The following is a 26,204-nucleotide window of genomic DNA, read 5'->3' as shown; positions in this document are numbered from 1 at the left end:
CGCCCGCCGCCGCTCACCCCGGGTGGTGCGCCTGCCAGCCCGCCCATGCCGAACCCACCATCTCCCGGACGTCGTACCGCGCGTGCCAGCCCAGCTCGCGGGTGATCGCCTCGGCCGAGGCGACGACGCGGGCCGGGTCGCCCGGGCGGCGCGGGCCGACCTCGGGCGTGAGATCAGTGTGGCCGGTCACCTCGCCGATCACCGCAACCATCTCGGCCACCGAGACGCCGGTGCCGGTGCCGATGTTGAGCACCAGCGCCGCGTCGGGGTCGGCGGCCAGCCGGCGGGCGGCGGCCAGGTGCGCGGAGGCGATGTCGCGGACGTGGACGTAGTCGCGTACGCAGGTGCCGTCGGGCGTCGGGTAGTCGTCGCCGAAGACCAGCGGCGGCTGCTTCGCGGCGAGCCGCTGGAAGACCATCGGGACCAGGTTGGACACGCCGGTGTCGGCGAGTTCCGGGGCGGCCGCGCCGGCGACGTTGAAGTAGCGCAGCGACGCGGTGGCGATGCCGTGCGCCCGCCCGGCGGCGGCGACCAGCCACTCCCCGGCGAGTTTGGTCTCGCCGTAGGGGCTCATCGGGGCGCAGGGCGTCTGCTCGGTGACCAGGTCGGCGTCGGTCGGGCCGTAGACGGCCGCGGAGGAGGAGAAGACGAAGCGGCGCACCCCGGCGCCGGCGGCCGCGTCGAGGACGGTGCGCAGGCCCTCGACGTTCTCCCGGTAGTAGTACAGCGGGCGGGCGACGGACTCGCCGACCTGCTTCTTGGCGGCGATGTGCACGATGCCGTCGACGGCGTACTCGCGCAGCACCCGCGCCAGCACCTCGGGGTCGAGCACCGAGCCGCGCTCCAGCGGGACGTCCGCGGGCAGCCTGGCCGGGTCGCCGCCGCTGAGGTCGTCCAGGACCACGACACCCTCGCCGGCGGCGGTCAGTTCCCGGACGACGTGGGACCCGATGTATCCGGCTCCGCCGGTGATCAACCACATCGTCCCACCCTAACAGCGGGCGGCGGCCGACCCGGTGGGACAGCTCGGGGCCGCCCGGCGGCCACCTCGGATACAGCCGATCTTCACCGGATTCACAGAAAAGCCTTGCGCTTCCCCCACATTGGCGCGTAGGACAGGAACTCGGAGCGCCCGGGGGGGACTTCGGCGGTCGGGGCGATCCGCGAGTGACGCGATGATGCCCACGACACGTGGCCCGGCGCTGTGGCGCTCCGCATCGCACTCCTCGATCTCCTCGACGAAGGAACACACACGTGTCCAACTCCTTTCGCCGCACAGGCCGCCGCACGGCCGCCTGCGCGGTGCTCGGCTGCGCCGGCCTGCTGGTCACCGGCGCGCTGAGCGGCACCGCGGCCGCGGCCGGCTCCCAGGTGCCCGGCCCGGTCAAGAAGCCGTCGGTCACCGCCGAGCGGCCGCACCTCAGCGTGCCCGGCCGCTCGAAGAAGGTCGGCGGCAAGACCGCCACCCCGCGGACCACCACCCCGCAGACCGCCACCGGGCTGGTCCACAGCTCGGACTTCGACGGCGACGGCGCGGACGACCTCGTCTACAAGTTCGACGACGGCGAGGTCACCCTCGACCTGGGCAACCAGGGCTACTACACGGCCATCGACAGCGCGCAGCTGAAGGACCTGGTGCTGCCCGGCGACATCACCGGCGACGGCAGGCCCGACCTGCTGACGGTCACCGCCACCGGCTCGCTCCAGGTGCACAGCGGCTCCTCCCCGCTCGGCGACAACGCGCTCGCCGGCTACACCACCGTCAGCACCGGCTGGCAGAAGTACAACAAGATCTTCAGCCCCGGCGACCTCAACGGCGACGGCAGGCCCGACCTGCTGGCGCGCAGCACCACCGGGCTGTACTTCTTCGCCGGCACCGGCAAGGCGAGCGCGCCGTACGGCTCCGCCGTGCAGATCGGCGGCGCGGGCTGGAGCCAGTTCAACCAGCTGGTCGGCGTCGGCGACTTCAACGGCGACGGCATCGGCGACGTGGTGGCCCGCAACTCCGCCGGCCTGTGGCTGTACACCGGCAGCGGCACCGCGACCCCGTCGTTCTCCGCGAAGTACCAGATCGGCGGCACCGGCTGGAACCAGTACAACCAGATCGTCGGCGGCGGTGACTACGACGGCAACGGCACCGAGGACCTCATCGCCCGGTCCTACGACGGCACCCTCTACTTCTACGAGGGCAACGGCAACGGCACGATCAACCCGACCCGCGGCAAGGCCGGCACCGACTGGGGCAACGTCCAGCTGTTCGCGGGCGGCGGCGCCGCCCCGGCGTTCGGCAAGGACGGCATCTTCGCCAACACCCCCGGCGGGACGCTCTACTACTACGCCGCGACCGGCACCGGGAAGCTCACCGCCAAGTACGACGTGGGCTCCGGCTTCGACCGCAGCGCGATCCGGCTCTACCACGTCTCCGCGCTGACCGGCGACGGCGAGTCCGACCTGATCGGCAAGGGCCTGTACGACGGCCACCTGTACAACCTGGCGGACTACGCCGCGAACGACGACATGCTCGCGGGCGGCTCGAAGTCGTACAACCTGGTGGTCGGCCCCGGCGACCTCAACGGTGACGGGAAGGGCGACCTGATCGCCCGCACCTCCTCGGCGCTGTACTTCTACGCCGGCGACGGCAACGGCCTGTCGATGAAGGGCCGCGTGCAGGTCGGCGGCTCGGGTTGGAGCCAGTACAACCAGATCGTCGGCGCGGGCGACCTCACCGGCGACGGCAAGGCGGACATCGTCGCCCGCTCCTCGGCGGGGCTGTTCCTGTACGCCGGGACCGGCAAGGCGAGCGCCCCGTTCGGCGCGAAGAAGCAGATCGGCGGCGCCGGCTGGAGCCAGTACAACAAGCTCATCGCGCCCGGCGACCTCAACGGCGACGGCATCGCCGACCTGCTCGCCCGCAGCTCGAAGGGGCTGTACTTCTACGCGGGCACCGGCACCGGCACCTTCAAGGCGCGGGTCTCGATCGGCGGCGCCGGCTGGAGCCAGTACGCCGACCTGACCTGACGACCGTATGACGCCTGCCTGAAGCCGGCCGAAGCCGGCCTGAGGTCGGCCTGAGATCCACCGGCGCATCACAAGGGCGCCGACACCGTACGAACCGGTGTCGGCGCCCTTGTCCCGTACGGCCCCCGCGACCGGGACAACCCCTGCCGGCAGCTTCCAACGACGTGACGATCGTCACAATCCGCGGCCGGCGTACATCCTTTCGCCCGCTCATCAGTCTGACCGCAGAGTGCGGTGTACTGCCGGTGTACACCTGATGTACGGCCGCGCTCGGCGCGGCGCCCTTTTCATGGCGCCGTAGGATTCAGCGGACATACCAGCGGCCCGAACCAGCGCTGCGAAAGGCGAGGCGGAAACAAGGATGTCGGTCAAGGTCAGCGTCATCGTCCCGGTCTACAACCCCGGGAAGTACATCGAGCCGTGCATTGCGTCACTGCTGGGGCAGACGCTGCCGGCGGACGAACTGGAGCTGCTGTTCGTCAACGACGGCTCGACCGACGACACCCCCGCGAGACTGGACAAGCTCGCAGCGGAGCACTCCCAGGTGCGGGTCATCCACATCCCGAACTCGGGATGGCCGGGCAAGCCCCGCAACATCGGTGTCGAGCAGGCGCGCGGCGAGTACGTGCACTTCGTCGACCAGGACGACTACATGACGCCCGACGCGCTGCGCCGGCTGTACGACCTGGGCCACCGCAACGGCTCGGACATCGTCTTCGGCAAGGTCGCCAGCAACTTCCGCGGCGTCCCGCACGGCGTCTTCCGGGTCACCCGGGAGAAGTGCACCATCCACGACGCGCCCCTCGTGGACAGCCTCACCCCGCACAAGATGTTCCGCACCCAGTTCCTGCGGGACAACAAGATCGCCTACCCCGAGGGCAAGCGGCGGCTGGAGGACCAGCTGTACATGATGGAGGCGTACTTCCCCGCGAAGGTCGTCTCCATCCTCGGCGACTACACCTGCTACCACTACTCCAGGCGCGACGACGGCAAGAACGCCGGCTCGGCGAAGATCATCCCGACCGGCTACTACGGCAACCTGCGCGAGGTGCTGGACGTCGTCGTCGCCAACACCGAGCCCGGCGCGTTCCGCGACGAGCTGCTGCGGCGGTTCTACCGGGTCGAGATGCTCGGCCGGCTCAGCGAGCCGTCCGTCCTGAAGTACAGCCCCGAGTACCGCGACGAGATGATCGACGCGGTCAACGACGTGGCCCGCGACTTCGTCAACGACGGGGTGCACGACGGGCTCGGCGCGATCCTGCGGGTGCGCTCCACCCTGCTGCGCAACGAGCGGCGCGAGCAGCTGGTCGAGGTCGCCCGCCGGGCGGCGTCGGTCAAGGGCGTGGCCCGGCTGGAGGACTTCCGCTGGGTCGACGGGCGGATCGCCATCACCGTCACCGCGCGCCTGGTGTGGGGCGACGAGAAGAAGCCGCTGGCGCTGCTGCGCCGCGGCGACCGCTACTACCTGCACCCCGACTTCCACCGCGACCTGCTCGACGACGGTGAGCTGGTCGACGTCACCGGCGAGATCGACGGCTACCGCGCCGAGATCAGCCTCCGCGACCGGGAGACCGCGGTGGAGTGGCCCTGCCCGGCGGAGTTCGAGACCGCCGTGGAGGAGCTGCCGACCGTCGCCGGGGGCCCGGAGGGCACCCTGTGCGAGGTGGTCATGCGCGGCACCGGCTACCTCGACCCCAAGGCGGTCAAGGGCCGTGACGCGCTGGCCCGCGGCATGTGGGACGTGTGGGTGCCGGTGCGCGGCCTCGGCCTGGTCCGCAAGGCCCGGCTCGGCGCGGACCGGGCGCCGGGCGTGGACGAGGCGTGCCTGCCCGCGCTGCTCGGCGAGCCGGCGCAGCTCACCGTGCCGTACTTCACCGACCCGCACGGCAACCTGACGCTGGACGTGGCGCGGCGCGGCAAGAAGCTCGGCGACGCGCTCGCCAAGCGCGAGGTGCTGCGGATGCCGGGCGACCGGCTGGAGCTGGAGCTGGCCGCGGTCTCGCACCCGGGCACCGCCGCCTCCCGCGCCTGGCTGGTGCTGCGCGGCACCGGCCCGGACGCCGCCTTCGCCGGGCTGCCCGCCGTGCTGGAGCCGGTCGGCGGGCGGGTGCACCTGCGCCCGGCCGACCTGAAGGAGAGCGCCGCGCCGTTCACCGGGCTGCGCCCGGGCACCTGGGAGCTGTCGGCGCGGCTGGACGGCGCGACGTCCGGGCCCGAGCTGAAGATCGGAAAGGTCCGGATCGACGACCGGGGCCGGCTGCACCCGGTGGAGGGCCTGGACACGGTCGACCCGGCCACCGCGCGCGAGGCCCAGGCGCAGCGGCGGCGCACCGCCAAGCGCAGCATGCTCAAGCGGATCGGCGGCCCCGTGATGCGGCGCCTGGCGCCCGGCTCCCGCCGGAAACTGCGCCGGATGGCCGCGCGCTTCGGCGCCTAGCAGTACCGGCGCTGTCACTCGTACGGGGTCCCGCGCTGTCGGCGGGGCCCCGTCCTCCGCACGGGTGATTTCCGGCGCCCCGTTCCGCGCCCGTTCCGCGGCCGGTTCCCCGGCCCGTCGACGGCTCCCCCTCCCCTGTCCGCACCTCCCTGCGACCCACCCGCTGAAACCCCCAAGGACGTGATCCGCATGCGGCAACTCGACATCGCCGGTGCCTTCGTGCACGAACCGAAGATCTTCCCGGACAGCCGCGGGAGCTTCCACGAGTGGTTCCGCGCCGGGGACTTCGAGGAGTCCCTCGGGCACCGGCTGGACCTGGCGCAGGCCAACTGCTCGGTGTCCAGCCGCGGCACGCTGCGCGGGGTGCACTTCGCGGACGTGCCGCCGAGCCAGGCGAAGTACGTCAAGTGCGTGCGCGGCGCGGTGCTCGACGTGATCGTGGACATCCGGGTCGGATCGCCGACTTTCGGCCGGTGGGAGGCCGTACGGCTGGACGACGACCTGCACCACGCGGTCTACCTCTCCGAGGGCCTGGGACACGCCTTCATGGCCCTCACCGACGACGCGACGGTGGTCTACCTGTGCTCGGCGGGCTACGCCCCCGGGCGCGAGCACGGCATCAACCCGCTCGACCCGGAGCTGGGCATCGCCTGGCCGGCGGACGTCGAGCCGCTGCTGTCGGAGAAGGACGCGCAGGCGCCCACCCTCGCCGAGGCGCGCGCGCAGGGCCTGCTGCCGTCGTACGACGACTGCCTCGCCTTCGCCGCCGAGCTGCGGTCGGGCGGCCCGGGAAGCTCCGCCGGCGCCTGAAACCCTCCAAGGGTCTGATGATTCGACAAAGTTCTCCTGAACGATGTCGATACGGCGGAGCACACGCTAGCGTCGCCCCATCACTCCCACCGAACCATGCGAAACGCATCGAGGGGTTGTACCAGTGCACCGTCATGAGTTCCTGCGCAGGCTGCACAAGGTCTACAAGCCGCGCAACTATCTGGAGATCGGCGTCAACGACGGGAAGAGCCTCGCGCTGTCGCGGGTACCGTCCGTCGCGATCGACCCGGCGTTCAAGCTCACCCAGTCGATCAGCTGCGACGTCCACCTGGTGCGGGCCACCAGTGACGCCTTCTTCAGCCGCAAGGACCCCCTGCTGCACCTGCGCCCGGGACGCAACCCGTTCCGGGCGCTGGGCCGCCGCGACCCGCTGGCGCTGGTCGGCGACCCCGTGCTGGAGCTGTCGTTCATCGACGGCATGCACATCTTCGAGTACGCGCTGCGCGACTTCATGAACGTCGAGAAGCACTCCCGCTGGTCGAGCGTGATCGTCTTCGACGACATGCTGCCGCGCAACGTGGACGAGGCCGCCCGGGACCGGCACACCAAGGACTGGGCCGGCGACGTCTTCAAGGTCGCCCAGGTGCTGCGCCGCTACCGCCCCGACCTGACGGTCGTCGACGTGGACACCGTGAAGACCGGGGTGACCGCCGTCTTCGGCGCCGACCCGACGAACACGGTGCTGCGCGACAACTACGACAAGATCATCGCGGAGTACGCCACCGAGGACCCGCAGGACATCCCGGAGGAGCTGCTGCTCCGCAAGAACGCGGTCAACCCCGAGACGCTGCTGCGGGCCCCCTTCTGGCCGTCGCTGGTCCGGGCCCGCAACATCCGGCGGGGCCGCTCGTCGTTCGGCGCGCTCCGCCGCCAGATCGAGTCGGTGAGCTGACCGGCGCCTCCCGGCGCCCCGCCGCCTACACCGCGGCCGGGCCGTCCCCGGTGGGCGGCCCGTCCGCGGCGGGCGGCGGGGCCGGCTCCCGCCCGGCCCGCTCCCACGGCAGCCGCCGGGAGCCGGCCAGCGTGACGACCGGCACCGTGAGGATGCCCACGAACAGCGCCGCGCACATGTAGCGCCACAGCGGCGACGGGTTGGCCGCGAGCACCGTGGCCTGGAGGCCGAGCGGCAGCACCGCCAGCGCCAGCAGCTCGTATCTGCGGCGGCGCAGCGCGGCCACCGCGACCAGCAGGTAGCCGAGGTAGGTCCAGTTCACCCCGCGCCACAGCAGCGGGGTCCGGTGCGGCGCCTGCGTCCACTGGTAGGCCCGGGTGGCGAGGTGGTCGAGCTTGTACGACAGCGGGGCGTCGTGCAGCGACGAGTGGTACGGCAGCTCCCGCACCGAGGACAGGCCGAACGCCGACCACGAGTGCAGCACGTGGCGGTTGGAGGCGGCGTACAGGCCGGTGTGGCCGGTGAACGCCCACGCGATGTCGGCGCGGCACAGCCGGGCGCCGACGATCAGCTGCGGGTGGTGTTCGAGGATGCGCCCCCACAGGGCGAGCAGCTGCCCGTTCTCCTTGCCCGCCTTGATCCGGTCCATCGGCTTGTGCATGATCAGGTCCGCCACATGGCAGTCGCCGCCCGGGCCGCGCCAGTGCGACAGCGGCGCGACACTGCGCATCAGCCGCAGGTCGGAGGCGGTGAAGACGTCGGGGCGCTTGGCGTAGGCCACGCCGATGTCGGCGTAGTTGAAGGCGTACACCTCGTCCGGGCGCGGCTTCTGGACGCCGAGCGCCGGGTAGACCAGGTTGTTCATCGCCAGCGTGATGACCAGCGGCACCGCGGTCGCCAGGGCGATCTTGCGGCGCATGCCCGGCAGCAGCAGCACCAGCAGCACCCCGGCGGCGATGATCACCGGGAAGCCGTTGTTGCGGAACAGGCCGATGCCCAGGCAGCCCAGGGCGAGTGTCAGCACCTGGCGGCGGAAGGAGCGGTCGCGGACGGCCTGTTCGCGGCGCAGCCGCCGGGCGGTGAGCTGGACCACGGCGCCGAAGGCGACCAGGGTCGCGATCGTGTAGGCGACGTCCTTCCACACGAACACCGTGAAGGAGCCGGTCATGGGGGCCGCGGCGACGACCGCCGCGGCGATCGCGCTCCACCGCCCGCGCACCCCGAGGTCCCGCAGCGCCACGCACACGTACGCCAGCGCGGCGGCCATGGCGACGGTCTGCACGAAGGTCAGGGCCGCGATGCCGCCGGTGAGCCGGAGCGACAGCCACAGCAGGCTGTCGTAGGCGACCGAGTGGTCCGAGCGCCAGTGGGAGGTGGTGACCTCGTAGATGTAGGTGAGGCTGTCCCCGCTGATCCGGCCGGGGTAGAAGGCGGCCCACCAGCCGAACAGCAGCACCTGGCAGGCGGCGTAGACCGCGAGCGGCAGCCGCAGGCGGACGGGGACCCGGGCGGGCGACCAGCGCCGCCTCCCGTACCCGCCGCGCGGCCCCACCGCGGAGGCACCCGGGGGCACGCCGCTCCCGCCGGGCTCCTCCCCCGGGGCGCGGGTCCCGGCGCTGTCGGTCCGCGGCTGCGCGGAGGTGTTCACCTGGGCGCCGGCCCGCCAGCCCCCGGCCGGACCGGAGCCGCTCACCGGGCCGCCGCCGACGACGACGCCGACGCCGACGCCGGGCGGGGCGAACGGGCGAAGGCGTGCCCGGTCAGCTCCCGCGCCGCGGCCAGCCGCCGGCCGCGCAGCGCGCCCGGCACCATCAGCAGCGCGTGCAGCCGGGTGGACAGGTGGCGGCGGGCGGTGCGCGCGGCGCGGTCCCAGCCCAGCGCGTCGAAGTCGGCGGCCAGCTCCAGCAGCAGCCGGCGGGTCTCGGCGAACCGGGAGCCGCTGACCGCCTGCGCGGACGACTCGCTGGCCAGGTGCCGCCGGTAGTCGAAGCAGACCGCCGGATCGGTCACCAACTGCTCGCCGCGCAGCAGCAGTTCCATCACCAGCGCCAGGTCCTGCACCACCGTCAGGTCGGCGCGGAAGCCGACCTCCTTGAGCAGGTCGGAGCGCCAGCACATGGCCGGGAAGTACAGCCAGTTGCCGCGCAGCAGGCTGACCGCGAGCCGCTCGCCGCCGAGTTGGGCGCGCCGGTCGGGCGCAGCGGAGTACAGCCGCCGCTTGGCGGTGTCGACCAGGGTGTTCACCGGCCGCCCGGCGCCGTCGATGACCCGCACCGCCGGCTGGTACATCGCGGCGCCCGGCATCGCGGCACGGGCCGCCTTCACGGTGGCGACGTAGCCGGGGCGCATCAGGTCGTCGCAGCCCATCAGCACGGTGTACGGGTAGTCGGCCAGCTCCACACAGCGGCGGAAGTTGCCGGTGACGCCGAGGTTGCGCGCGTTGCGGAAGTAGCGCACCCGGGGGTCGTCCAGGCCGGCGAACCACTCCGGTACGCCGGGCCGTGTGTCGTCGTCGACGACGGTCAGCCGCCAGTCCGGGTCGGTCTGGCCGAGGACGCTGCGGACGGCGTCGCGCATCAGCGCGGGGTCGCCGTAGTAGGGCAGCATGATGTCGAGCGTGTCGGTCACTGGGAGCGTTCGCCTTCCATGGCGGCCAGCGGCCGCCCGGGCTCGGGGCGGTGGGCCGTGCGCAGGGCGGCGTCACGGGCGAGTTCGGTCAGCCGGCGCTCCATGGCGCGGAACCGCAGGTAGGTGTTGAGCGCCAGCGCGGTCACGCCGACCACCAGCAGGTACAGCACCAGGTCGGTGCCGCGGCCGACGCCGAGCAGGTGGGCAGCCTTCGTGGTGTCGCCGGGCCGCAGCACCGCGTACGCGTTGACGAAGCAGAAGGCGAGGAAGGCGATCCGCTTCCACGCCCGGGTCCTGGTGGTGTTCCAACTGCGCATGAACACCGCGAGCAGCACGACCACCGCGGACAGCAGCACGAACTGGATGAGCACCGGCCTCAGCCCTTCTCGCGGTTCAGGGACAGGTCGAAGAGGATGTTGACGCCGTTGAGCAGCGACTGCCCCTTGGCCCGTGAGTAGTCGGTGTAGCGGATCGACACCGGGGACTCGACCACATGGAGGTCGGAGCGGGCGAGGAAGCCGGTGATCTCCGAGGCGTGCGCCATGCCGTTCATGGTGATGTGCACCTGGGCGGCGGCGGACCGGTTGAACAGCCGCAGCCCGTTGTGCGCGTCGGAGAGCTTCAGCCGGCGGGCGGTGGGGCTGACCGCGGCCGCGGTGCGCAGCACCAGGCGCTTGGTCCAGGGCACTTCGACCCGTTCGCCGCCGGGCCGCAGGAAGCGCGAGCCGAGCACCACGTCGGCGGCGCGGGCCCGGGCGACGGCCAGCATGGTGATGACGTCCTCGACGCGGTGCTGGCCGTCGGCGTCGAAGGTGACGAACCGTTCGGCGCCCGGCTGGGACAGCGCGTAGTGCAGCCCGGTCTGGATCGCCGCGCCCTGGCCGAGGTTGACGGGGTGTTGGACGAGGTGGGCGCCGCTGCCGACGATCTCGGCCGGGGAGCCGTCGGCGCTGCCGTCGTCGACGCAGACGACGTTGGGGAAGGTCCGCAGCGCCTCGGCCACCACGCCGGCCACGACCGGTGCTTCGTTGTAGACCGGGATGATCAGCCAGACGTCACCGAAGGTGCGCTTGTCGGCAAGGCGCGGCGCGCTGGAGATCGCCATAGGAGCGCACCTTTCGTCAACTATTCAACCGATTGCGGATGCTCCGCGGGTTCCGGGAAGTTGGCCCCCTGTATGGCATCCGTCCACCCAGCTTGACGGTCGAAGTGACGCGAAGGTTGCTTCCGGATGGCATAAGTCACCCGGATGGAGAGCAGGATCGCGGTGATGGCCGCCCCGACGGCATAGGCGATCTCGACCCGGTCACGGATCGGCAACGGACTGAACGTCACTCCGAGCAGCGCGGCGGTGCCGATCGCCCACGACAGCAGCTGCCGTCCATGGCCCCCGGTGGTCTGCAACGCCTGGCCGAGCACCGACGCGAGCATGTAGCAGAGCGTGCCGGCCGACAGCCAGGCGAAGTCCGTCCAGCCGAGCAGGTCGGGCGACCCGAACAGCCGCGGCACCAGCCACGGCCCCAGCGCCACCGCCACCACCCCGCCGGTGCCGCCCAGCAGCCCGGTGAACGCCGCGGTACGCAGCAGCAGTTGGCGGTACGCGGCCCGGTCGCCGGCCGCGACGGCCTCGGACAGCCCGCGCAGCAGCGACGCCTGGAGCGAGCCGAAGACGAACAGCGGCACCCGGGCCAGCACCACCGCGGACAGCAGCGCGGTGATGAACGCGGTGTCGTCCGGCGCCAGCAGCTTGACGCTGATCACCGAGATGTTGACGAGCAGCTGGGCCAGCAGCGTGGAGGGGATCAGCGCGAGCAGCCCGGACCACAGGGCCCGCCACGGCATCGGCGGCGACAGCCGCAGCGCCGTCGACCCGCCCGGCGCCGCCTTCGCCGCGCCCTCACCCGTGGCGGTGGGCGCGGGCTCCTGGCCCGGGCGCCCGGCGCCCGGTCCCGCCTCGGCCGCCGCGACCCGCAGGCCCGCCGCGTCCTTCGCGCCGTACCGCGCCGCGCGCCGCACCCACGGCAGGGTCGCCACCACCGACAGCAGCGTCGGCACCGTCAGCACCGCGGCGAACAGCAGCGGCGAGTGCGTGCCGGCCGCCGCCAGCACCACCGAGAACACCACCCGCAGCACCCCGTCCAGCGCCAACTGCGCGCCGTACGCGGTGAACCGGCCGGTGCCGGCGAGCATGCCGCGGGTCACGTACGCCACCGACAGCGCCCCGAACGCCGCGCACAGCGCGCCGACCAGGGACAGGTTGCCGTCGAAGAGCCGGTTCGCGACCGGGTGGGCGAGGGCCGCCACCGGCACGCACACCGCGGCCAGCAGCCCCAGCGAGGTGGCCAGTCCGCGGCGCAGCACCGGGCCGGTGCCCTGCCCCGCCACCACCCGGGCCGCGACCAGCCGGGTCATCTCCTGCTCGATCGGGAAGAACAGCCCGAGCCCGACCGAGAAGACCAGGGTCCACAGCACCGACACCCCCGCCATCCGGTCGGACGGCAGGGTCCGGCCGGCGGCGGCGAGCTGGATGTAACTGGCCAGGCCCAGCACCGCGGTGCCCGCGCCGACCAGCGCGGTGCCCGGTGGCAGCACCTCCAGGGCCCGCCGCCCCCACCGCCGGGCCCGCCCGCCGGCCCGGCCGGCCGGGGCCTCAGCCACGTTCGGCTGCCACCAGGGCGGGGAACGCCTCGGCCAGCGCCGCGCGCCAGTCCCGGATCGGCTCGATGCCGGCCGCCTGCCAGCGGTCGTGCCCGAGCACGCTGTACGCCGGGCGCGGCGCGGGCCGCGCGAACGCCTCGCTGGTGGTGGGGTGGACCCGCTCGGGGTCCGCGCCCAGCAGCCGGAAAATCTCCCGGGTGAAGCCGAACCAGGTCGTCTCACCCGAGCTGGTGCCGTGGTAGACGCCGGCCGGCGCGTCCCCGGCGAGCGCCGCCGTGCCCAGCCGGACCAGGTGGTCGGCGAGGTCCGCGGTCCAGGTGGGCTGGCCGCGTTGGTCGTCCACTACGTCGAGGGTGTCCTTGACGCCCTCCAGCCGGATCATCGTGCGCACGAAGTTGCCGCGCGCCGCGCCGTACAGCCACGCGGTGCGGACCACGTAGCCGTCCTCGGGCAGGGTGTCGAGCACCGCCCGCTCACCGGCCAGCTTGGTGCGCCCGTAGGCGCCGCGCGGGCCGGTGGGGGCGTCCTCGGCGTACGGGCGGTCCGCGTCACCGGCGAAGACGTAGTCGGTGGAGACGTGCAGCAGCTTCGCCCCGGCCTTGGCGCACGCCTGCGCGAGGTGGCGGGGGCCGTCGGCGTTGATGGCCGCGGCCTCCGCCTCGCGGGTCTCCGCGTCGTCGACCCCGGTCCAGGCCGCGCAGTTGACGACGAGGACCGGCTGGTGCTCGGCGATCGCGGCGGCGACCGCCTCGGGGTCGGTGATGTCCAGGGCGGTGCTGCCCAGGGCCACCACCGCGGCCCCCGGCTCGGTCCGCAGCCGGACCAGCAGGTCCTGGCCCAGCATTCCGGCGGCTCCGGTCACCAGCCACGTCGCGTTCGGCGGTTTCACAGTTTGGCGCGCTCCTTCAGCGGCTCCCACCAGGCCCGGTTCTCCCGGTACCAGGCGACGGTCTCGGCCAGGCCGGTCGCGAAGTCCTTCCGCGGCTCGTAGCCCAGCTCGGTACGGATCTTGGTGCAGTCCACCGAGTAGCGGCGGTCGTGGCCCTTGCGGTCCTCGACGTACTCCACGCTGTCCCAGCCGGCGCCGCACGCTTCGAGCAGCAGGCCGGTCAGCTCCTTGTTGGACAGCTCGGTGCCGCCTCCGATGTTGTAGACCTCTCCCGGGCGGCCGAGGTTCCGTACCAGGTCGATGCCCTGCACGTGGTCGTCGATGTGCAGCCAGTCCCGGACGTTGCCGCCGTCGCCGTACAGCGGCACCGTGCCGCCGTCCAGCAGGTTGGTGATGAACAGCGGGATGACCTTCTCCGGGAAGTGGTGGTGCCCGTAGTTGTTGGAGCAGCGGGTCACCCGCACGTCCAGGCCGTGGGTGCGGTGGTAGGCGAGCGCGATCAGGTCGCTGGACGCCTTGGCCGCGGAGTACGGCGAGTTCGGCTGGAGCGGGTCGGTCTCGGGCCAGGAGCCCTCGGAGATCGAGCCGTACACCTCGTCGGTGGAGATGTGCACAAAGGTCCGCACGTCGTTGCGGAGCGCGCCGTCCAGCAGCGTCTGGGTGCCTGCCACGTTGGTGGTGATGAACTCGGTGGCGCCCAGGATCGAGCGGTCGACGTGCGACTCGGCGGCGAAGTGCACCACCTGGTCGTGCTCCGCCATCAGCTTGTCCACCAGCCCGGCGTCGCAGATGTCGCCCTGCACGAAGCGGAAGCCGGGGTGGTCGCGGACCTCGTCGAGGTTCGCGGGGTTGCCGGCGTAGGTCAGCTTGTCCAGGACGGTGATCGCCACGTCGCCGGGGCCGGTGGGGCCGAGCAGCGTACGGACGTAGTGGGAGCCGATGAAGCCGGCCCCGCCGGTCACCAGTATGCGGTCGGTCATGAGGAGATCTGCACCTTGCTGTGATCGCCGAGCACCAGGCGGTGCGCGGCAGGGTTGCGGGGGGCCGGGGTGACTTCGACGTTGCGCCCGATCAGCGACGCCTCGATGCGGCGGACGCCGGTCAGCGAGGAGTCGCGCAGCAGTATCGAGTACTCGATCTCGCTGTCCTCGATCCGGCAGTTCTCCGACACGGAGGTGTACGGGCCGACGTAGGCGTCGTTGACGACCGTGCCGGGGCCGATGACGACCGGGCCGACGATACGGCTGCCGGACACCTTCGCCCCGGCCTCGATCCGGACCCGGCCGATGATCTCGCTCTGGTCGTCGACCTCGCCGAGCACCTCCGGCTCGAGGGTGTCCAGCACCGACCGGTTGACCTCCAGCATGTCGGTGACGTTGCCGGTGTCCTTCCAGTAGCCGGAGATGGTGGTGGAGCGCACGTCGCGCTGGTCGTCGATCAGCCACTGGATGGCGTGGGTGATCTCCAGCTCGCCGCGCCAGGACGGCTTGATCGCGCGCACCGCCTCGTGGACGGCGGGGGTGAACAGGTAGACGCCGACCAGCGCCAGGTCGCTCTTGGGCTGCTTCGGCTTCTCCTCCAGGTTCTTCACCCGCCCCTGCGCGTCGAGTTCGGCGACACCGAAGGAGGTCGGGTTCGGCACCCTGGTGAGCAGGATCTGCGCGTCGGGCCGCTCCGCGCGGAACTCCTCGACCAGGCCGGAGATCCCGCCGACGATGAAGTTGTCGCCGAGGTACATCACGAAGTCGTCGTCGCCGAGGAACTCCCGTGCGATCAGCACCGCGTGCGCCAGCCCGAGCGGCGCCTCCTGCGGGATGTACGTGACATCGATACCGAGGGCGGAGCCGTCGCCGACCGCTTCCCTGATCTCCTCGGCGGTGTCGCCGACGATGATGCCCACCTCGGTGATGCCGGCCTCGGCGATGGCCTCGAGGCCGTAGAACAGCACCGGCTTGTTGGCGACCGGTACCAGCTGCTTGGCGGAGGTGTGAGTGATCGGTCGGAGGCGGGTGCCCGCCCCGCCGGAGAGCACAAGTGCTTTCACGTTAGGTGTCCCATGCAGACGGAGTCGGAGGCGGTCACTGCGGGTCGCGACCCGCGCCCCCGGCTGCGAGCATACCCGGACCGCCATGGCGCGTTCAGTTCCCGTACACCCGTGCCGGGCCGGGAGCCGGCACGGGTGTCAGGCAGCGTCCGACGCTGCCGGATGTCCGCCAGGTCCTAGGTCGTGGCCTGCGCGGCCGGACCGCCGAACAGATCGGCGTCATCCGTCTGGCCCAGCGCGGCCTGCTGCGCCAGGCGCACGTCGGCCCGGTGCGCCAGGTCGCGCACGGCCTGCGAGAACCGCTCGATCGAGGTCGGGTGGTCCGGGCCGAGCAGGTACTGCTTGATCTCCTTGCGCGCCCCGGCCAGCGGGTCCTGCTCCGGGCTGACCACGGCCGTGACCAGCTCGCCGACCCGGGCCGCGGAGTTGTCCAGCACGAGGGCGGCACGGGCGGCGGTGTTCTGCCGCTTGAACTCCTCCTCGCCCAGCCCGGCGGAGTCGGTGATGGCGTACGGCTTGCCGGTCGCCACGAAGTCCGACACCACGCTGGAGATGTCCGAGACCATCGCGTCGGACTCGTTGAAGCACTCGTACAGGTGAGGCATCGGGCCGGTGACGACCTGGTGCTCCCAGGCGCTCAGCGACTGCCAGTACGCGGCGTTCCAGCGGCCGCGCAGCTCCGCGAGGCGCGCGGCCAGCTGCGGGTCGGCGATGGAGTCGCGGGACATGGTCGCCATGTCGCCGTCCGCGGCCGTCGACTCGGCCACCAGCGCGTCCAACTCGCTCTGTATCGAGGCGAGTTCGGCGCCGGCCGCGGCCTGCGCCGCCTTGCCCTCGGCGATCCGGGCCGCCCACGCCGGGTCGGCGGCGCGCTCGGCGTTCGCCTTCGCCAGCACCGCGACCACCTTCTCGTGGGCGCGCTTCGCCTTCGGGTTGACGGTGCCGGTGAAGGGGTGCGGCTTGTACAGCACCCGCACCGGGGTCGCCGACGACACCAGGCCGCGCATGATGTTGGCGCCCGCCAGGATCAGCGAGGTGTTGCCGGGCTCGTCGGTCCAGCCCTCCCAGGTCGGCGCGTACAGCACGGTGGGGATACCGGCCGCGGCCGAGCCGTCCCAGGCGGTGATCCCGGCCAGCTGCGGCCGGCCCACCTCCACCACGTCCTCGTCGCGCACGCCGACGTCGGCCAGCGCATACCGGTCGCGGCCCGCCTTGCCGGCCGTCCACACCTCGTCGTACGCCTTGCTGAACGGGTTGATGCTGGCGACCTTGTCGCTGTCGCCGTGGCCGACGAAGACGTGCTTCATGCTCGGCACCCGCAGCAGGTGGATGTTCTTGCCGACGTTCGCCGGGTACAGCGCGACCCGCACCGTGGACAGGTCCATGTTCATCAGGTGCACCGCGCCCGGCACGCACAGCACCGGCACCGCGGTGTCGGCGAGCTGGAGCAGGATCGCCCGCTCGCGCAGGATCACCAGCGGCCGCTCCCCCGGCAGGTCCGCCATCGTGTCCAGCCACATGTTGACCTGGTACGCGGAGTCCGGGGAGCCGGAGAAGTACAGCACCGTGGTCGGCCGGTAGGAGCGCAGCCAGGTGTCCATGAAGGCCAGCGCCTCGTCCGTCTTCGCCGGCAGCCGGCGGCGGGTGAGGTACGGCGCCAGCGCCAGCGTGTACAGCACGCCCAGGCCCAGCGTCAGCACGGCACCGGCGTAGACGTACCCGATGTGCCCGGCCTTGGCGTAGATCAGGAAGCCGGCCGCCGCGAACAGGTCCAGGTGCAGCATCTTCTCCGCGGCACGCGAGGTCAGCGCGGTCGGCGGCGCCTTGGTGATGCGCATCCCGCCCAGGTCGATGTTGCGGGTACCGAACGGCAGCTTGCGGCGGTTGCGGATCAGCGTGACCAGCGCCGAGTGCGGGGCCTGCATGCCGTAGAAGACCAGGAAGCAGACGATGGCCGCGGAGAACGCCCGGCTGTTGGCCAGGTTGAGCTGCGCCATCAGCAGCACCAGGGTCAGCTCACGCAGCAGGAAGCGCAGCGACAGCCCGGCCCGGGCCTTGCTCAGCCGGTTGATGAGGTACGAGCGGCGCCGGTGCAGGTACCAGTCGGTCGCGTAGCTGACCACGCCGGCGGCCACGAAGAACCACAGGCTCGGCAGCAGCGCGGCGACGACCAGGCACGGGTAGCTGAGGAGCATGAGCAGCGCGGCGGCGAGTTCGCCGCCGGACGCCACACGCGCCAGGCGAATGGCTTTTGAGATCACGGGGTGACTGCTCCAGTGCGATGTCGAACGGGACGTCGAATGGGAAAAAGGCGGGGGTCGGGGGCCTGGTCGGCCTCATCAACGGACGAAGTCCCTGGGCGCACCGCAGCACACGGGCCCAAGGACTGTCGATCCGATCCTGGCAAGACTACTGCTCGTCCTCCCCCTGGGCGAGGACATGGGCCAGCGCACGTTCGATCCCGGAGGCACCGGACAGGCCCTGCATCGGGTCCTGCTGGCGGACGTCGATCACATGGCCGGTGAGGGTGGACAGCAGCACGTCGAGCGAGGTGCGGGCGACCGCCTCCGAGGAGAGCAGGGTGCCGGCCGGCTCCTGCCCGAACGCCTTGGTGCGCATCGGGGTCGCGGTCCGCTCGGGGTTGACGCAGTTGACGCGGATGCCGTCGCCGGCCCACTCGTCGGCGAGCGCCTGGGTGAGGTTCACCATGGCGGCCTTGGTGGAGGAGTACAGGCTGTACTCGGCGCGTCCCCGGGTGTAGCTGCTGGAGGTGTAGAGCAGCAGCTGGCCGCGGGTCTCGGCGAGGTACTTGTGCGCGGCCCGGGCGATCTGCACCGGGGCGAGGTAGTTGACCCGCAGCGCCTCCTCGATGGTGGCGTTGTCGGTCTCGGCGAGCTTGCCGATCCGCAGCACCCCGGCGGTGTTCACCACGTAGTCGATCCGGCCGGTCTCCGCGTACGCCCGCGACAGCGCGTCGTCGACGTGCTCGGGGTCCTCGACGTGGGTGCCGGTGGTGGAGCGGCCGAGCGCGAAGACCTTCGCGCCGTACCCCTCGGCCATCGCCGCGATGTCGGCGCCGATGCCGTAGGAGCCGCCGAAGACCACCAGGGTCTTGCCGGCGAGCAGCTCGCGGTAGGCGGCCTCGTCGGACTGGCCGGGGGCGGCGGTGGAAGCGAGCTGGAAGAGCTTGTCGGCGATGAAGACGTCCACCGGGGTGGTCACCTTCATGTTGTGCTCGTCGCCGGGGACGACGTAGATCGGCACGTCGGGCAGGTAGCGCAGCACGACCGAGCAGTCGTCGGTGGCCTGGAAGTTCGGGTCGCCGCCGGCCACCTCGTACGCCCGGCGGATGGTGGACAGCCGGAACGCCTGCGGGGTCTGGCCGCGGCGCAGCCGGGAGCGGTCGGGCACCTCGGTGATGAACTCGCCGTCGCCGCCGTGGGTGCGGGTGACGATGATGGTGTCCGCGGAGGGGATCGCCACGTCCACCGCTTCGTACCGCTCCAGCGCGGTCACGCAGTCGGCGATGACCCGCTCGGAGATCAGCGGGCGCACCGCGTCGTGGAACAGCACGTTGCTGTCCTCGCCCGGGGCGAGGCCCTCGCTCAGCGCGGCGATGGCGCGCTCGGTGGTCTCGTTGCGCGTCGCGCCGCCCTCGATCACCCGGCTGACCTTCTTCAGCCCGGCCTTGGCGACGATCTTCTCCACGTCGGGGACGTAGCCCGGCGCCATCAGCACGATGACGTCGTCGATCGCGTCCGACTGCTCGAAGATGGCGAGCGTGTGCTCGATCACCGCCTTGCCGGCGATCTTCAGCAGCTGCTTGGGAATCGACAGGCCGACCCGCTGCCCGGTACCCCCGGCGAGGATGACGGCGGTGGTACGGGTCTGGGCATGGTGCTGGGACACGTGAGACCTACCTAGCGGCAACAAGAGATACGGGGATCGTCTCACCCCCGGTAACCGTCTCGCAAGGCGGGGTTCACCCAACCATGGGGCAGCACGGGCCGGTGCGCGTCAACCGCCGAAGGGGTGGAACTCGTCGTACGCCTCCGCGGCCTCGTCGTGTTCGGCCTGCCGGTCCCGGCGGCGGGCGGCGGCGGGCCGCGGCGCGTCGAAGCGGTGGTCCTCACCGCGGCGCCCCAGCATCTCCGCGCCGGCCGCGAGCGACGGCTCCCAGTCGAAGACGACCGCGTCGTCCTCCGGGCCGATCGCCACGCCGTCGCCCGCCTTCGCACCGGCCTTGACCAGCTCGTCCTCCACGCCGAGCCGGTTGAGCCGGTCCGCGAGGTAGCCCACCGCCTCGTCGTTGCTGAAGTCCGTCTGCCGCACCCAGCGCTCGGGCTTCTCCCCGCGCACCCGGTACAGCTCGCCGTCGAAGGCGACGGTGAAGCCGGCGTCGTCGACCGCCTGCGGGCGGATCACCACGCGGGTGCTCTCCTCGACCGGGCGGGCCGCGCGGGTCTCGGCGACGATCCCGGCGAGCGCGAACGACAGCTCCTTCAGCCCGGCGTGCGAGACCGCGGACACCTCGAAGACGCGGTAGCCGCGCTCCTGGAGCTCCGGCCGGATCATCTCGGCCAGCTCCCGGCCGTCGGGCACGTCGACCTTGTTGAGCACGACCAGCCGCGGCCGGTCCTCCAGCCCGCCGCCGTACGCCCGCAGCTCCGCCTCGATGACGTCGAGGTCGGTCACCGGGTCGCGGTCGGACTCCAGAGTCGCGGTGTCCAGCACGTGCACCAGCACCGAGCAGCGCTCGACGTGCCGCAGGAACTCCAGGCCCAGCCCGCGGCCCTGGCTCGCGCCGGGGATCAGCCCGGGCACGTCGGCGATCGTGTAGACGGTGGAACCGGCGTTGACCACGCCGAGGTTCGGCACCAGCGTGGTGAACGGGTAGTCCGCGATCTTCGGCTTGGCCGCGGAGAGCACCGAGATCAGCGAGGACTTGCCCGCGCTCGGGTAGCCGACCAGCGCCACGTCGGCGACGGTCTTCAGCTCCAGCACGATGTCCCGGGCCTGCCCGGGCACGCCGAGCAGCGCGAAGCCGGGCGCCTTGCGGCGGGCGGAGGCGAGCGCCGCGTTGCCCAGGCCGCCGCGGCCGCCCTGCCCGGCGACATAGGTGGTGCCCTGGCCGACCAGGTCGGCGAGGACGTTTCCGTGCCGGTCCTGGACCACGGTGCCGTCCGGGACCGGCAGCACCAGGTCGGTGCCGTCCTTGCCGGAGCGGTTGCCGCCCTCGCCGGGCTTGCCGTTGGTGGCCTTGCGGTGCGGGCTGTGGTGGTAGTCGAGCAGGGTGGTCACGTCCTGGTCGACGACGAGGACGACGTCCCCGCCCCGCCCGCCGTTGCCGCCGTCCGGGCCGCCGAGCGGCTTGAACTTCTCCCGGTGCACGGAGGCGCAGCCGTGGCCTCCGTTACCCGCGGCGACATGCAGTTCGACGCGGTCCACGAAGGTGGTCATGGGTGCTTCCTCCAGAACGTACGGGTTTCACACGGTTCTTACGGTCCTACAGGACCAGTAACACGCCGAGGGCGGCCCCGCTTCCCGGAGTCCGGGAAACGGGTCCGCCCTCGAATGGTTCTACGGCCTGCCTCAGGCGGCCGGAACGATGTTCACCACGCGGCGACCGCGCTTCACGCCGAACTCGACCGCACCGGCGGACAGGGCGAACAGCGTGTCGTCCTTGCCGATGCCGACGCCGGAGCCCGGGTGGAAGTGGGTGCCGCGCTGGCGGATGATGATCTCACCGGCGTTGACGACCTCGCCGCCGAAGCGCTTCACACCGAGCCGCTGAGCATTGGAGTCGCGCCCGTTCCGGGTGGACGATGCGCCCTTCTTGTGTGCCATCTCTCCTCAGTCCCTTACTTCGCAGCCGCGGCGGGGATGCCAGTGATCTTCAGCGCCGTGTACTGCTGGCGGTGACCCTGGCGACGGCGGTAACCGGTCTTGTTCTTGTAGCGCAGGATGTCGATCTTCTGGCCCTTGTGGTGGTCCACGATCTCGGCCTCGACCTTGATCCCGGCGAGCACCCACGGGTCGCTGGTGACGGCCTCGCCGTCGACCACGAGCAGCGTCGAGAGCTCGACGGCGTCGCCGACCTTGCCGGTGGGAATCCTGTCAACCTCGACGATGTCGCCGACGGCCACCTTGTGCTGGCGGCCACCGCTACGCACGATCGCGTACACGCGGAACTCACTCTCGCTCGATTTCGAAACCCCTGATGCCAGCACCCCATGTCCTGCCGCGGGGGGCCTCTCCCGGGGAGACCGGGAGGAAAGTGCTCAGTGGATGGCGCAGAAACGCCGAGGGTCAAGGCTACGGAGTGCCTTCCCCCGGGTCAAATCCGCCCGGGCTGCCCCGTCCTGTCGGGTTCCCCCGCGCCCCTGGCGGTCGCGTACTCGCGCAACTCACCAGGGGCGGGGGAACCCGACAGCAGCAGCCCCGGCTACTCGCTGGGAGCGGCCGCCGCCTTCTTCGTCGCGGCCTTCTTCGTGGTGGTCTTCTTGGCCGCCGCGGTCTTCTTCGTGGCGGCCTTCTTCGCCGTCTTCTTGGCCGCCGCCTTCTTCGCCGGGGCCTTGCGGGTCCGCTTCTTGGGCTCGGCCTCGGCCTCGGCCGCAGCTTCTTCGGCTCCGGCCTCGGTCTCGGCCGCGGGCGCCGCGGCTTCCGGTGCCGGCACGACCACGACGGCCGCTTCCTCGGCGGCGGGCGCGCCGGCGGGGGCGGTCGCCTTCCGCGTGGCACGGCGCCGGGTACGGGCCGGGGGCTCCGTGGAGACGACCGGCTCCGGCTCCGCGACCGGCTCGGCCACGGGCTCCGGCTCGGCGCTGACCACGACCACCGCGGCCTCCTCGGCCGCGGCGGGCGCGCCCGCCGGGGCGGTCGCCTTCCGCGTCGCACGGCGCCGGGTACGGGCCGGCGGCTCGGTCGAGACGACCGGCTCCGGCTCCGCGGCCGGCTCGACCTCGGGCTCGCTCACCGGGACGACCACGACGGCCGGCTCCGGCTCGCGGTCCGCGGCGGCCGGGGCACCGGCCGGGGCGGTCGCCTTGCGGGTGGCCCGGCGGCGGCCGCGACCGCGGGAGCTGTTCGCGGCGGCCTCCGCCTCGGCGGCGCTGCCGAACCACTCCTCCTCCGGGTCCCCGACCGAGGGCACGAGGTCGGACTCGCCCACCTCGATCGGCTCCAGCTCGGGCAGCTCCGGCTCCTCGCCCTGCGCGGGCTCGACCGCGGCGGCCACCTCGTGCTCGTGGTCGTGCTCGCCCGCACCGCCGCCGCGGCGCCGCTTGCGCTTGCCGCCGCCACCGGTGGTGGTCGCCTGGTCCATGTGCACGATGACGCCGCGCCCGTTGCAGTGCACGCAGGTCTCGGAGAAGGACTCCAGCAGGCCCTGCCCGACCCGCTTGCGGGTCATCTGCACCAGGCCGAGCGAGGTGACCTCGGCCACCTGGTGCTTGGTCCGGTCCCGGCCCAGGCACTCCAGCAGCCGGCGCATCACCAGGTCGCGGTTGGACTCCAGCACCATGTCGATGAAGTCGACCACCACGATGCCGCCGAGGTCGCGCAGCCGCAGCTGGCGGACGATCTCCTCGGCCGCCTCCAGGTTGTTGCGGGTGACGGTCTCCTCGAGGTTGCCGCCCTGCCCGGTGAACTTGCCGGTGTTGACGTCGACCACGACCATCGCCTCGGTCTTGTCGATCACCAGCGAACCGCCGGACGGCAGCCACACCTTGCGGTCCAGCGCCTTGAGCAGCTGCTCGTCGATCCGGAAGTTGGCGAAGACGTCGACCTCCGACGTCCAGCGCGACAGCCGGTCGACCAGGTCGGGCGCCACGTGCGAGACGTACTCGTGCACGGTCGACCAGGCCTCGTCACCGCTGACGATGACCTTGGAGAAGTCCTCGTTGAAGATGTCGCGGACCACGCGCACCGTCATGTCCGGCTCGCCGTAGAGCAGCGTCGGCGCGTTGCCGCTCTTGGACTTGCGCTTGATGTCCTCCCACTGCGACTGGAGCCGCTCCACGTCGCGGCGCAGCTCGTCCTCGCTGGCGCCCTCGGCGGCGGTGCGCACGATGACGCCCGCGTCCTCGGGGACGACCTTCTTCAGGATGGACTTCAGCCGGGCCCGCTCGGTGTCGGGCAGCTTGCGGCTGATGCCGGTCATCGAGCCCTCGGGCACGTAGACCAGGTAGCGGCCGGGCAGCGACACCTGGCTGGTCAGCCGGGCGCCCTTGTGGCCGATCGGGTCCTTGGTGACCTGCACCAGCACCGGCTGGCCGGACTTGAGCGCGGTCTCGATCCGGCGCGGGCCGCCGGACATGCCCAGCGCCTCGAAGTTGACCTCGCCCGCGTACAGCACGGCGTTGCGGCCCTTGCCGATGTCGACGAACGCGGCCTCCATCGACGGCAGCACGTTCTGCACCTTGCCGAGGTAGACGTTGCCGACGTAGGAGGTGGACTGCTCCTTGTTCACGTAGTGCTCGACGAGGACGTTGTCCTCCAGCACGCCGATCTGGGTGCGGTCGCCGTTCTGCCGGACCACCATGACGCGCTCGACCGCCTCGCGGCGGGCCAGGAACTCGGCCTCGGTGATGATCGGCACCCGGCGGCGGCCCTGCTCGCGGCCCTCGCGGCGGCGCTGCTTCTTCGCCTCCAGACGGGTGGAGCCCTTGATGGACTGCACCTCGTCGGAACCGGTGCCGCCCTCGTAGCGCGAGCGCGGCTCGCGGACCTTGACGACGGTGCGCTCCGGGTCGTCGGACCCGGCGCCGGCCGCGTGGTCGTCACCGCCGTCCGAACCGCGGCGGCGACGGCGGCGCCGGCGCCGGCTGCTGGAGGAGGAGCCGCCCTGGGCGTCGTCGTCGTGGTCCTGGTCGTCCTCGTGCTGCGCGGCGGTGTCGTCCTCCTCGTGGCCCTCGGCGGGCTCCTCGGACTCGTCCTCGCCGTTGTCCTCGTGGTCCTGCTCGCCGGACTCACCGCGGCGACGGCGGCGACCGCCGCGGCGGCGGCGCCGGGACGGGCGGTCCTCGCCGTCCTGCTCGCTGTCGGCGCCCTCGGCGCCCTCGTGCTCCTCGGCCTCTTCCGGCTCGGCGACGGCGGCGGCCTGCTCGGGGGCGGCCTCCTGCTCGCCGGCCGCGGCGGGCGCCTGCTCGGGGGCGGTGCCGCGACGGCGGCGGCGACGGCGCGGGGAACGGTCCTCGTCGGCCTCGGCCTCGGTGTCGGCCTCGGCGGTCTCCTCCTCGGCGGCGGCCGGGGCGGGGGCCGGTGCGGCGGCGGCGTCGGGGGCCTGGAAGACCGGCGGCTGGAAGACCGCGACGGCCGGGCGGCCGCCCCGGCGGCGGCCGCGCGCGGGGGCCTCCTCGGTGGTCTCGTCGGCCTCGGTGCGCACCGTGAGGTCCACCGTGTCGGCGGCGAGCCCGAAGGCGGCGGCGACCGCGTCGACGGCCTCGGAGGTCGCGTCGGCGACGCTCTCGCCGTAGCCGCGGATCTCGTAGGCGTCGTCGACCTCGACGCACCAGCCGTCGCCGTCGCGCAGCGCCCGGGCGGTGTACGCGCGGCGGTCGCCGGCGTCCTCGCGCGGGGCGAGGGCGCCGGGCTTGAGCCGCCGCAGGCCGTCACCGGCGGAGAAGGTCGGGACGGCGGCGCCCTTGCGGCCGCCGCGGCGGCGGGCACGGTTGCCGCCCTGCTGCTCGTCGGCGGCGGGAGCGGGGGCGGCCTGGGCCGGTGCCTGGGCTGCCTTGGCCGGTGCGGGGGCCGGTTCCGGGGCGGGCTCGGCGGCAGCGGCGGGGGCCGTGCTCGCACGGGTGGCCCGGCGGCGGGTCCGCGCGGGGGCCGCGCTCTCCTCGGCCGCGGGCGCGGCAGGGGCGGCGGCCGGGGCGGGCTCGGCCACGGGGGTCTCGGCCGGGGCTTCCTCGGCGGCGGGCGCGGGCGAACCCGCGGGCGCCGTCGCCTTACGCGTCGCACGACGACGCGGACGAGCAGGCGCAGCCTCCTCCGCAGCCGGAGCAGCCTCCTCCACGGCAGCGGCAGCAGCGGGAGCCGACTCGACAGCCGGAGCTTCCTCGGCGGCGGGCGCGGGCGAACCCGCAGGCGCCGTCGCCTTACGCGTCGCACGACGACGCGGGCGAGCAGGCGCAGCCTCCTCCGCAGCCGGAGCAGCCTCCTCCGCGGCAGGGGCAGCAGCCGGAGCCGACTCGACAGCCGGAGCTTCCTCCGCGACCGGCGCGGGCGAACCCGCGGGCGCCGTCGCCTTACGCGTCGCACGACGACGCGGACGAGCAGGCGCGGCCTCCTCCGCAGCCGGAGCAGCCTCCTCCGCAGCAGCAGCAGCCGGCGTCTCGGCCGGGGTCTCCTCGACCGGTGCGGCGGCCGCGGTCTTACGGGTGGCGCGGCGACGCGGGCGGGCCGGGGCCGCCTCCTCGCCCTCGGCGGCCGGGGCCGGAGCCTCGGCCGGGGTCTCCTCGGCCGGCGCGGCAGCCGCGGTCTTACGGGTGGCGCGGCGACGGGGTGCGGCCGGGGCCGCGTCCTCGGTGCCCGCGGCGCCGGACGTCTCCGCGGCGGTGTCGGACCCGGGCGGGCCCGCGGGGCGGGAGGCGGCGCGACGGCGGCGGCGGGGAGCCGCGCTCTCGTCGGCGGTGCTGGTGGTGTCCGGGGTCGAACCCGGAGTGGTCTCTTCGTTGTCGGGCATTCGGGCAGTGCTCCCGTCGTGCCCCCGGGCGCCGCGCCGGGTGTTCCGGGGACGGCGGCCGCTTGGGTCGCGGTGGCCGTCCGCCGGGGCGCGGGCGCCGCACGGGGGCTTGCTGTCTCGCTC

Annotated in this window: 19 protein-coding genes; 4 read left to right on the top strand and 15 right to left on the bottom strand. The window is 72.8% G+C overall.

Annotated elements, in window-relative coordinates; all coding sequences use genetic code 11:
• Positions 1 to 13: 13 nt before the first annotated feature.
• Positions 14 to 982, bottom strand: coding sequence for a UDP-glucose 4-epimerase GalE (galE, locus tag AC3EVP_RS15310; RefSeq protein ID WP_335982099.1), 969 nt, complete (start codon positions 980 to 982; stop codon positions 14 to 16).
• A gap of 272 nt (positions 983 to 1,254) precedes the next feature.
• On the opposite strand from galE, the gene AC3EVP_RS15305 reads away from it, so the two are divergent.
• The 4 genes from AC3EVP_RS15305 to AC3EVP_RS15290 all read left to right on the top strand — a co-directional run bounded on the left by AC3EVP_RS15305 (position 1,255) and on the right by AC3EVP_RS15290 (position 7,178).
• Positions 1,255 to 3,018 carry an FG-GAP repeat domain-containing protein gene (locus AC3EVP_RS15305; RefSeq protein ID WP_435130415.1) on the top strand — a complete coding sequence of 588 codons (1,764 nt, stop codon included), beginning with the start codon at positions 1,255 to 1,257 and terminating at the stop codon, positions 3,016 to 3,018.
• A gap of 361 nt (positions 3,019 to 3,379) precedes the next feature.
• Positions 3,380 to 5,455 carry a glycosyltransferase family 2 protein gene (locus AC3EVP_RS15300; RefSeq protein ID WP_335982103.1) on the top strand — a complete coding sequence of 692 codons (2,076 nt, stop codon included), beginning with the start codon at positions 3,380 to 3,382 and terminating at the stop codon, positions 5,453 to 5,455.
• A gap of 189 nt (positions 5,456 to 5,644) precedes the next feature.
• Complete coding sequence (gene rfbC, locus AC3EVP_RS15295) at positions 5,645 to 6,265, top strand: dTDP-4-dehydrorhamnose 3,5-epimerase (RefSeq protein ID WP_335982105.1); 621 nt, start codon at positions 5,645 to 5,647, stop codon at positions 6,263 to 6,265.
• 124 nt (positions 6,266 to 6,389) lie between these two features.
• On the top strand, positions 6,390 to 7,178 hold the full coding sequence (locus AC3EVP_RS15290; protein WP_335982107.1) for a class I SAM-dependent methyltransferase: 789 nt from the start codon (positions 6,390 to 6,392) through the stop codon (positions 7,176 to 7,178).
• 25 nt (positions 7,179 to 7,203) lie between these two features.
• Here AC3EVP_RS15290 and AC3EVP_RS15285 read toward each other — a convergent pair whose 3' ends face one another.
• The 14 genes from AC3EVP_RS15285 to AC3EVP_RS15220 all read right to left on the bottom strand — a co-directional run bounded on the left by AC3EVP_RS15285 (position 7,204) and on the right by AC3EVP_RS15220 (position 26,081).
• Positions 7,204 to 8,871 carry a DUF6020 family protein gene (locus AC3EVP_RS15285; RefSeq protein ID WP_435130412.1) on the bottom strand — a complete coding sequence of 556 codons (1,668 nt, stop codon included), beginning with the start codon at positions 8,869 to 8,871 and terminating at the stop codon, positions 7,204 to 7,206.
• Positions 8,868 to 9,806, bottom strand: a complete 939-nt coding sequence (locus AC3EVP_RS15280) for a glycosyltransferase family 2 protein (RefSeq protein WP_435130410.1) — start codon at positions 9,804 to 9,806, stop codon at positions 8,868 to 8,870. The genes AC3EVP_RS15285 and AC3EVP_RS15280 overlap by 4 nt, the downstream gene beginning before the upstream one ends.
• Positions 9,803 to 10,177 (bottom strand): DUF2304 domain-containing protein, encoded by a 375-nt coding sequence (locus tag AC3EVP_RS15275; RefSeq protein ID WP_335982113.1) that lies wholly within the window; start codon positions 10,175 to 10,177, stop codon positions 9,803 to 9,805. The genes AC3EVP_RS15280 and AC3EVP_RS15275 overlap by 4 nt, the downstream gene beginning before the upstream one ends.
• Before the next feature lie 5 nt (positions 10,178 to 10,182).
• Positions 10,183 to 10,911: a glycosyltransferase family 2 protein gene (locus AC3EVP_RS15270; protein ID WP_335982115.1), complete on the bottom strand. Its 729-nt coding sequence runs from the start codon at positions 10,909 to 10,911 to the stop codon at positions 10,183 to 10,185.
• Positions 10,912 to 10,931: 20 nt separating this feature from the next.
• Complete coding sequence (locus AC3EVP_RS15265) at positions 10,932 to 12,464, bottom strand: lipopolysaccharide biosynthesis protein (protein ID WP_435130407.1); 1,533 nt, start codon at positions 12,462 to 12,464, stop codon at positions 10,932 to 10,934.
• On the bottom strand, positions 12,457 to 13,308 hold the full coding sequence (gene rfbD, locus AC3EVP_RS15260; protein ID WP_435130536.1) for a dTDP-4-dehydrorhamnose reductase: 852 nt from the start codon (positions 13,306 to 13,308) through the stop codon (positions 12,457 to 12,459). The genes AC3EVP_RS15265 and rfbD overlap by 8 nt, the downstream gene beginning before the upstream one ends.
• A 41-nt stretch (positions 13,309 to 13,349) precedes the next feature.
• Positions 13,350 to 14,333: a dTDP-glucose 4,6-dehydratase gene (gene rfbB, locus AC3EVP_RS15255; RefSeq protein ID WP_335982121.1), complete on the bottom strand. Its 984-nt coding sequence runs from the start codon at positions 14,331 to 14,333 to the stop codon at positions 13,350 to 13,352.
• Positions 14,330 to 15,397 carry a glucose-1-phosphate thymidylyltransferase gene (locus AC3EVP_RS15250; RefSeq protein ID WP_335982124.1) on the bottom strand — a complete coding sequence of 356 codons (1,068 nt, stop codon included), beginning with the start codon at positions 15,395 to 15,397 and terminating at the stop codon, positions 14,330 to 14,332. The genes rfbB and AC3EVP_RS15250 overlap by 4 nt, the downstream gene beginning before the upstream one ends.
• Before the next feature lie 176 nt (positions 15,398 to 15,573).
• Positions 15,574 to 17,658: a hypothetical protein gene (locus AC3EVP_RS15245; protein WP_335982126.1), complete on the bottom strand. Its 2,085-nt coding sequence runs from the start codon at positions 17,656 to 17,658 to the stop codon at positions 15,574 to 15,576.
• Positions 17,659 to 17,806: 148 nt separating this feature from the next.
• Entirely contained in the window at positions 17,807 to 19,306 is a 1,500-nt protein-coding gene (locus tag AC3EVP_RS15240; RefSeq protein ID WP_335982128.1) for an SDR family NAD(P)-dependent oxidoreductase, read from the bottom strand.
• Between the two features lie 108 nt (positions 19,307 to 19,414).
• Positions 19,415 to 20,857, bottom strand: a complete 1,443-nt coding sequence (gene obgE / locus AC3EVP_RS15235) for a GTPase ObgE (RefSeq protein ID WP_335982129.1) — start codon at positions 20,855 to 20,857, stop codon at positions 19,415 to 19,417.
• Positions 20,858 to 20,989: 132 nt separating this feature from the next.
• The gene (rpmA, locus tag AC3EVP_RS15230) at positions 20,990 to 21,244 is read right to left on the bottom strand and encodes a 50S ribosomal protein L27 (protein WP_335982131.1); all 255 of its coding nucleotides are present in this window, start codon (positions 21,242 to 21,244) and stop codon (positions 20,990 to 20,992) included.
• 14 nt (positions 21,245 to 21,258) lie between these two features.
• The gene (rplU, locus tag AC3EVP_RS15225; RefSeq protein WP_103889203.1) at positions 21,259 to 21,582 is read right to left on the bottom strand and encodes a 50S ribosomal protein L21; all 324 of its coding nucleotides are present in this window, start codon (positions 21,580 to 21,582) and stop codon (positions 21,259 to 21,261) included.
• Positions 21,583 to 21,842: 260 nt separating this feature from the next.
• The gene (locus AC3EVP_RS15220; RefSeq protein ID WP_435130403.1) at positions 21,843 to 26,081 is read right to left on the bottom strand and encodes an Rne/Rng family ribonuclease; all 4,239 of its coding nucleotides are present in this window, start codon (positions 26,079 to 26,081) and stop codon (positions 21,843 to 21,845) included.
• Positions 26,082 to 26,204 lie beyond the last annotated feature (123 nt).

Source organism: Actinacidiphila sp. bgisy144, from assembly GCF_057708105.1.
This window is presented reverse-complemented; position numbering and strand designations above follow the sequence as displayed.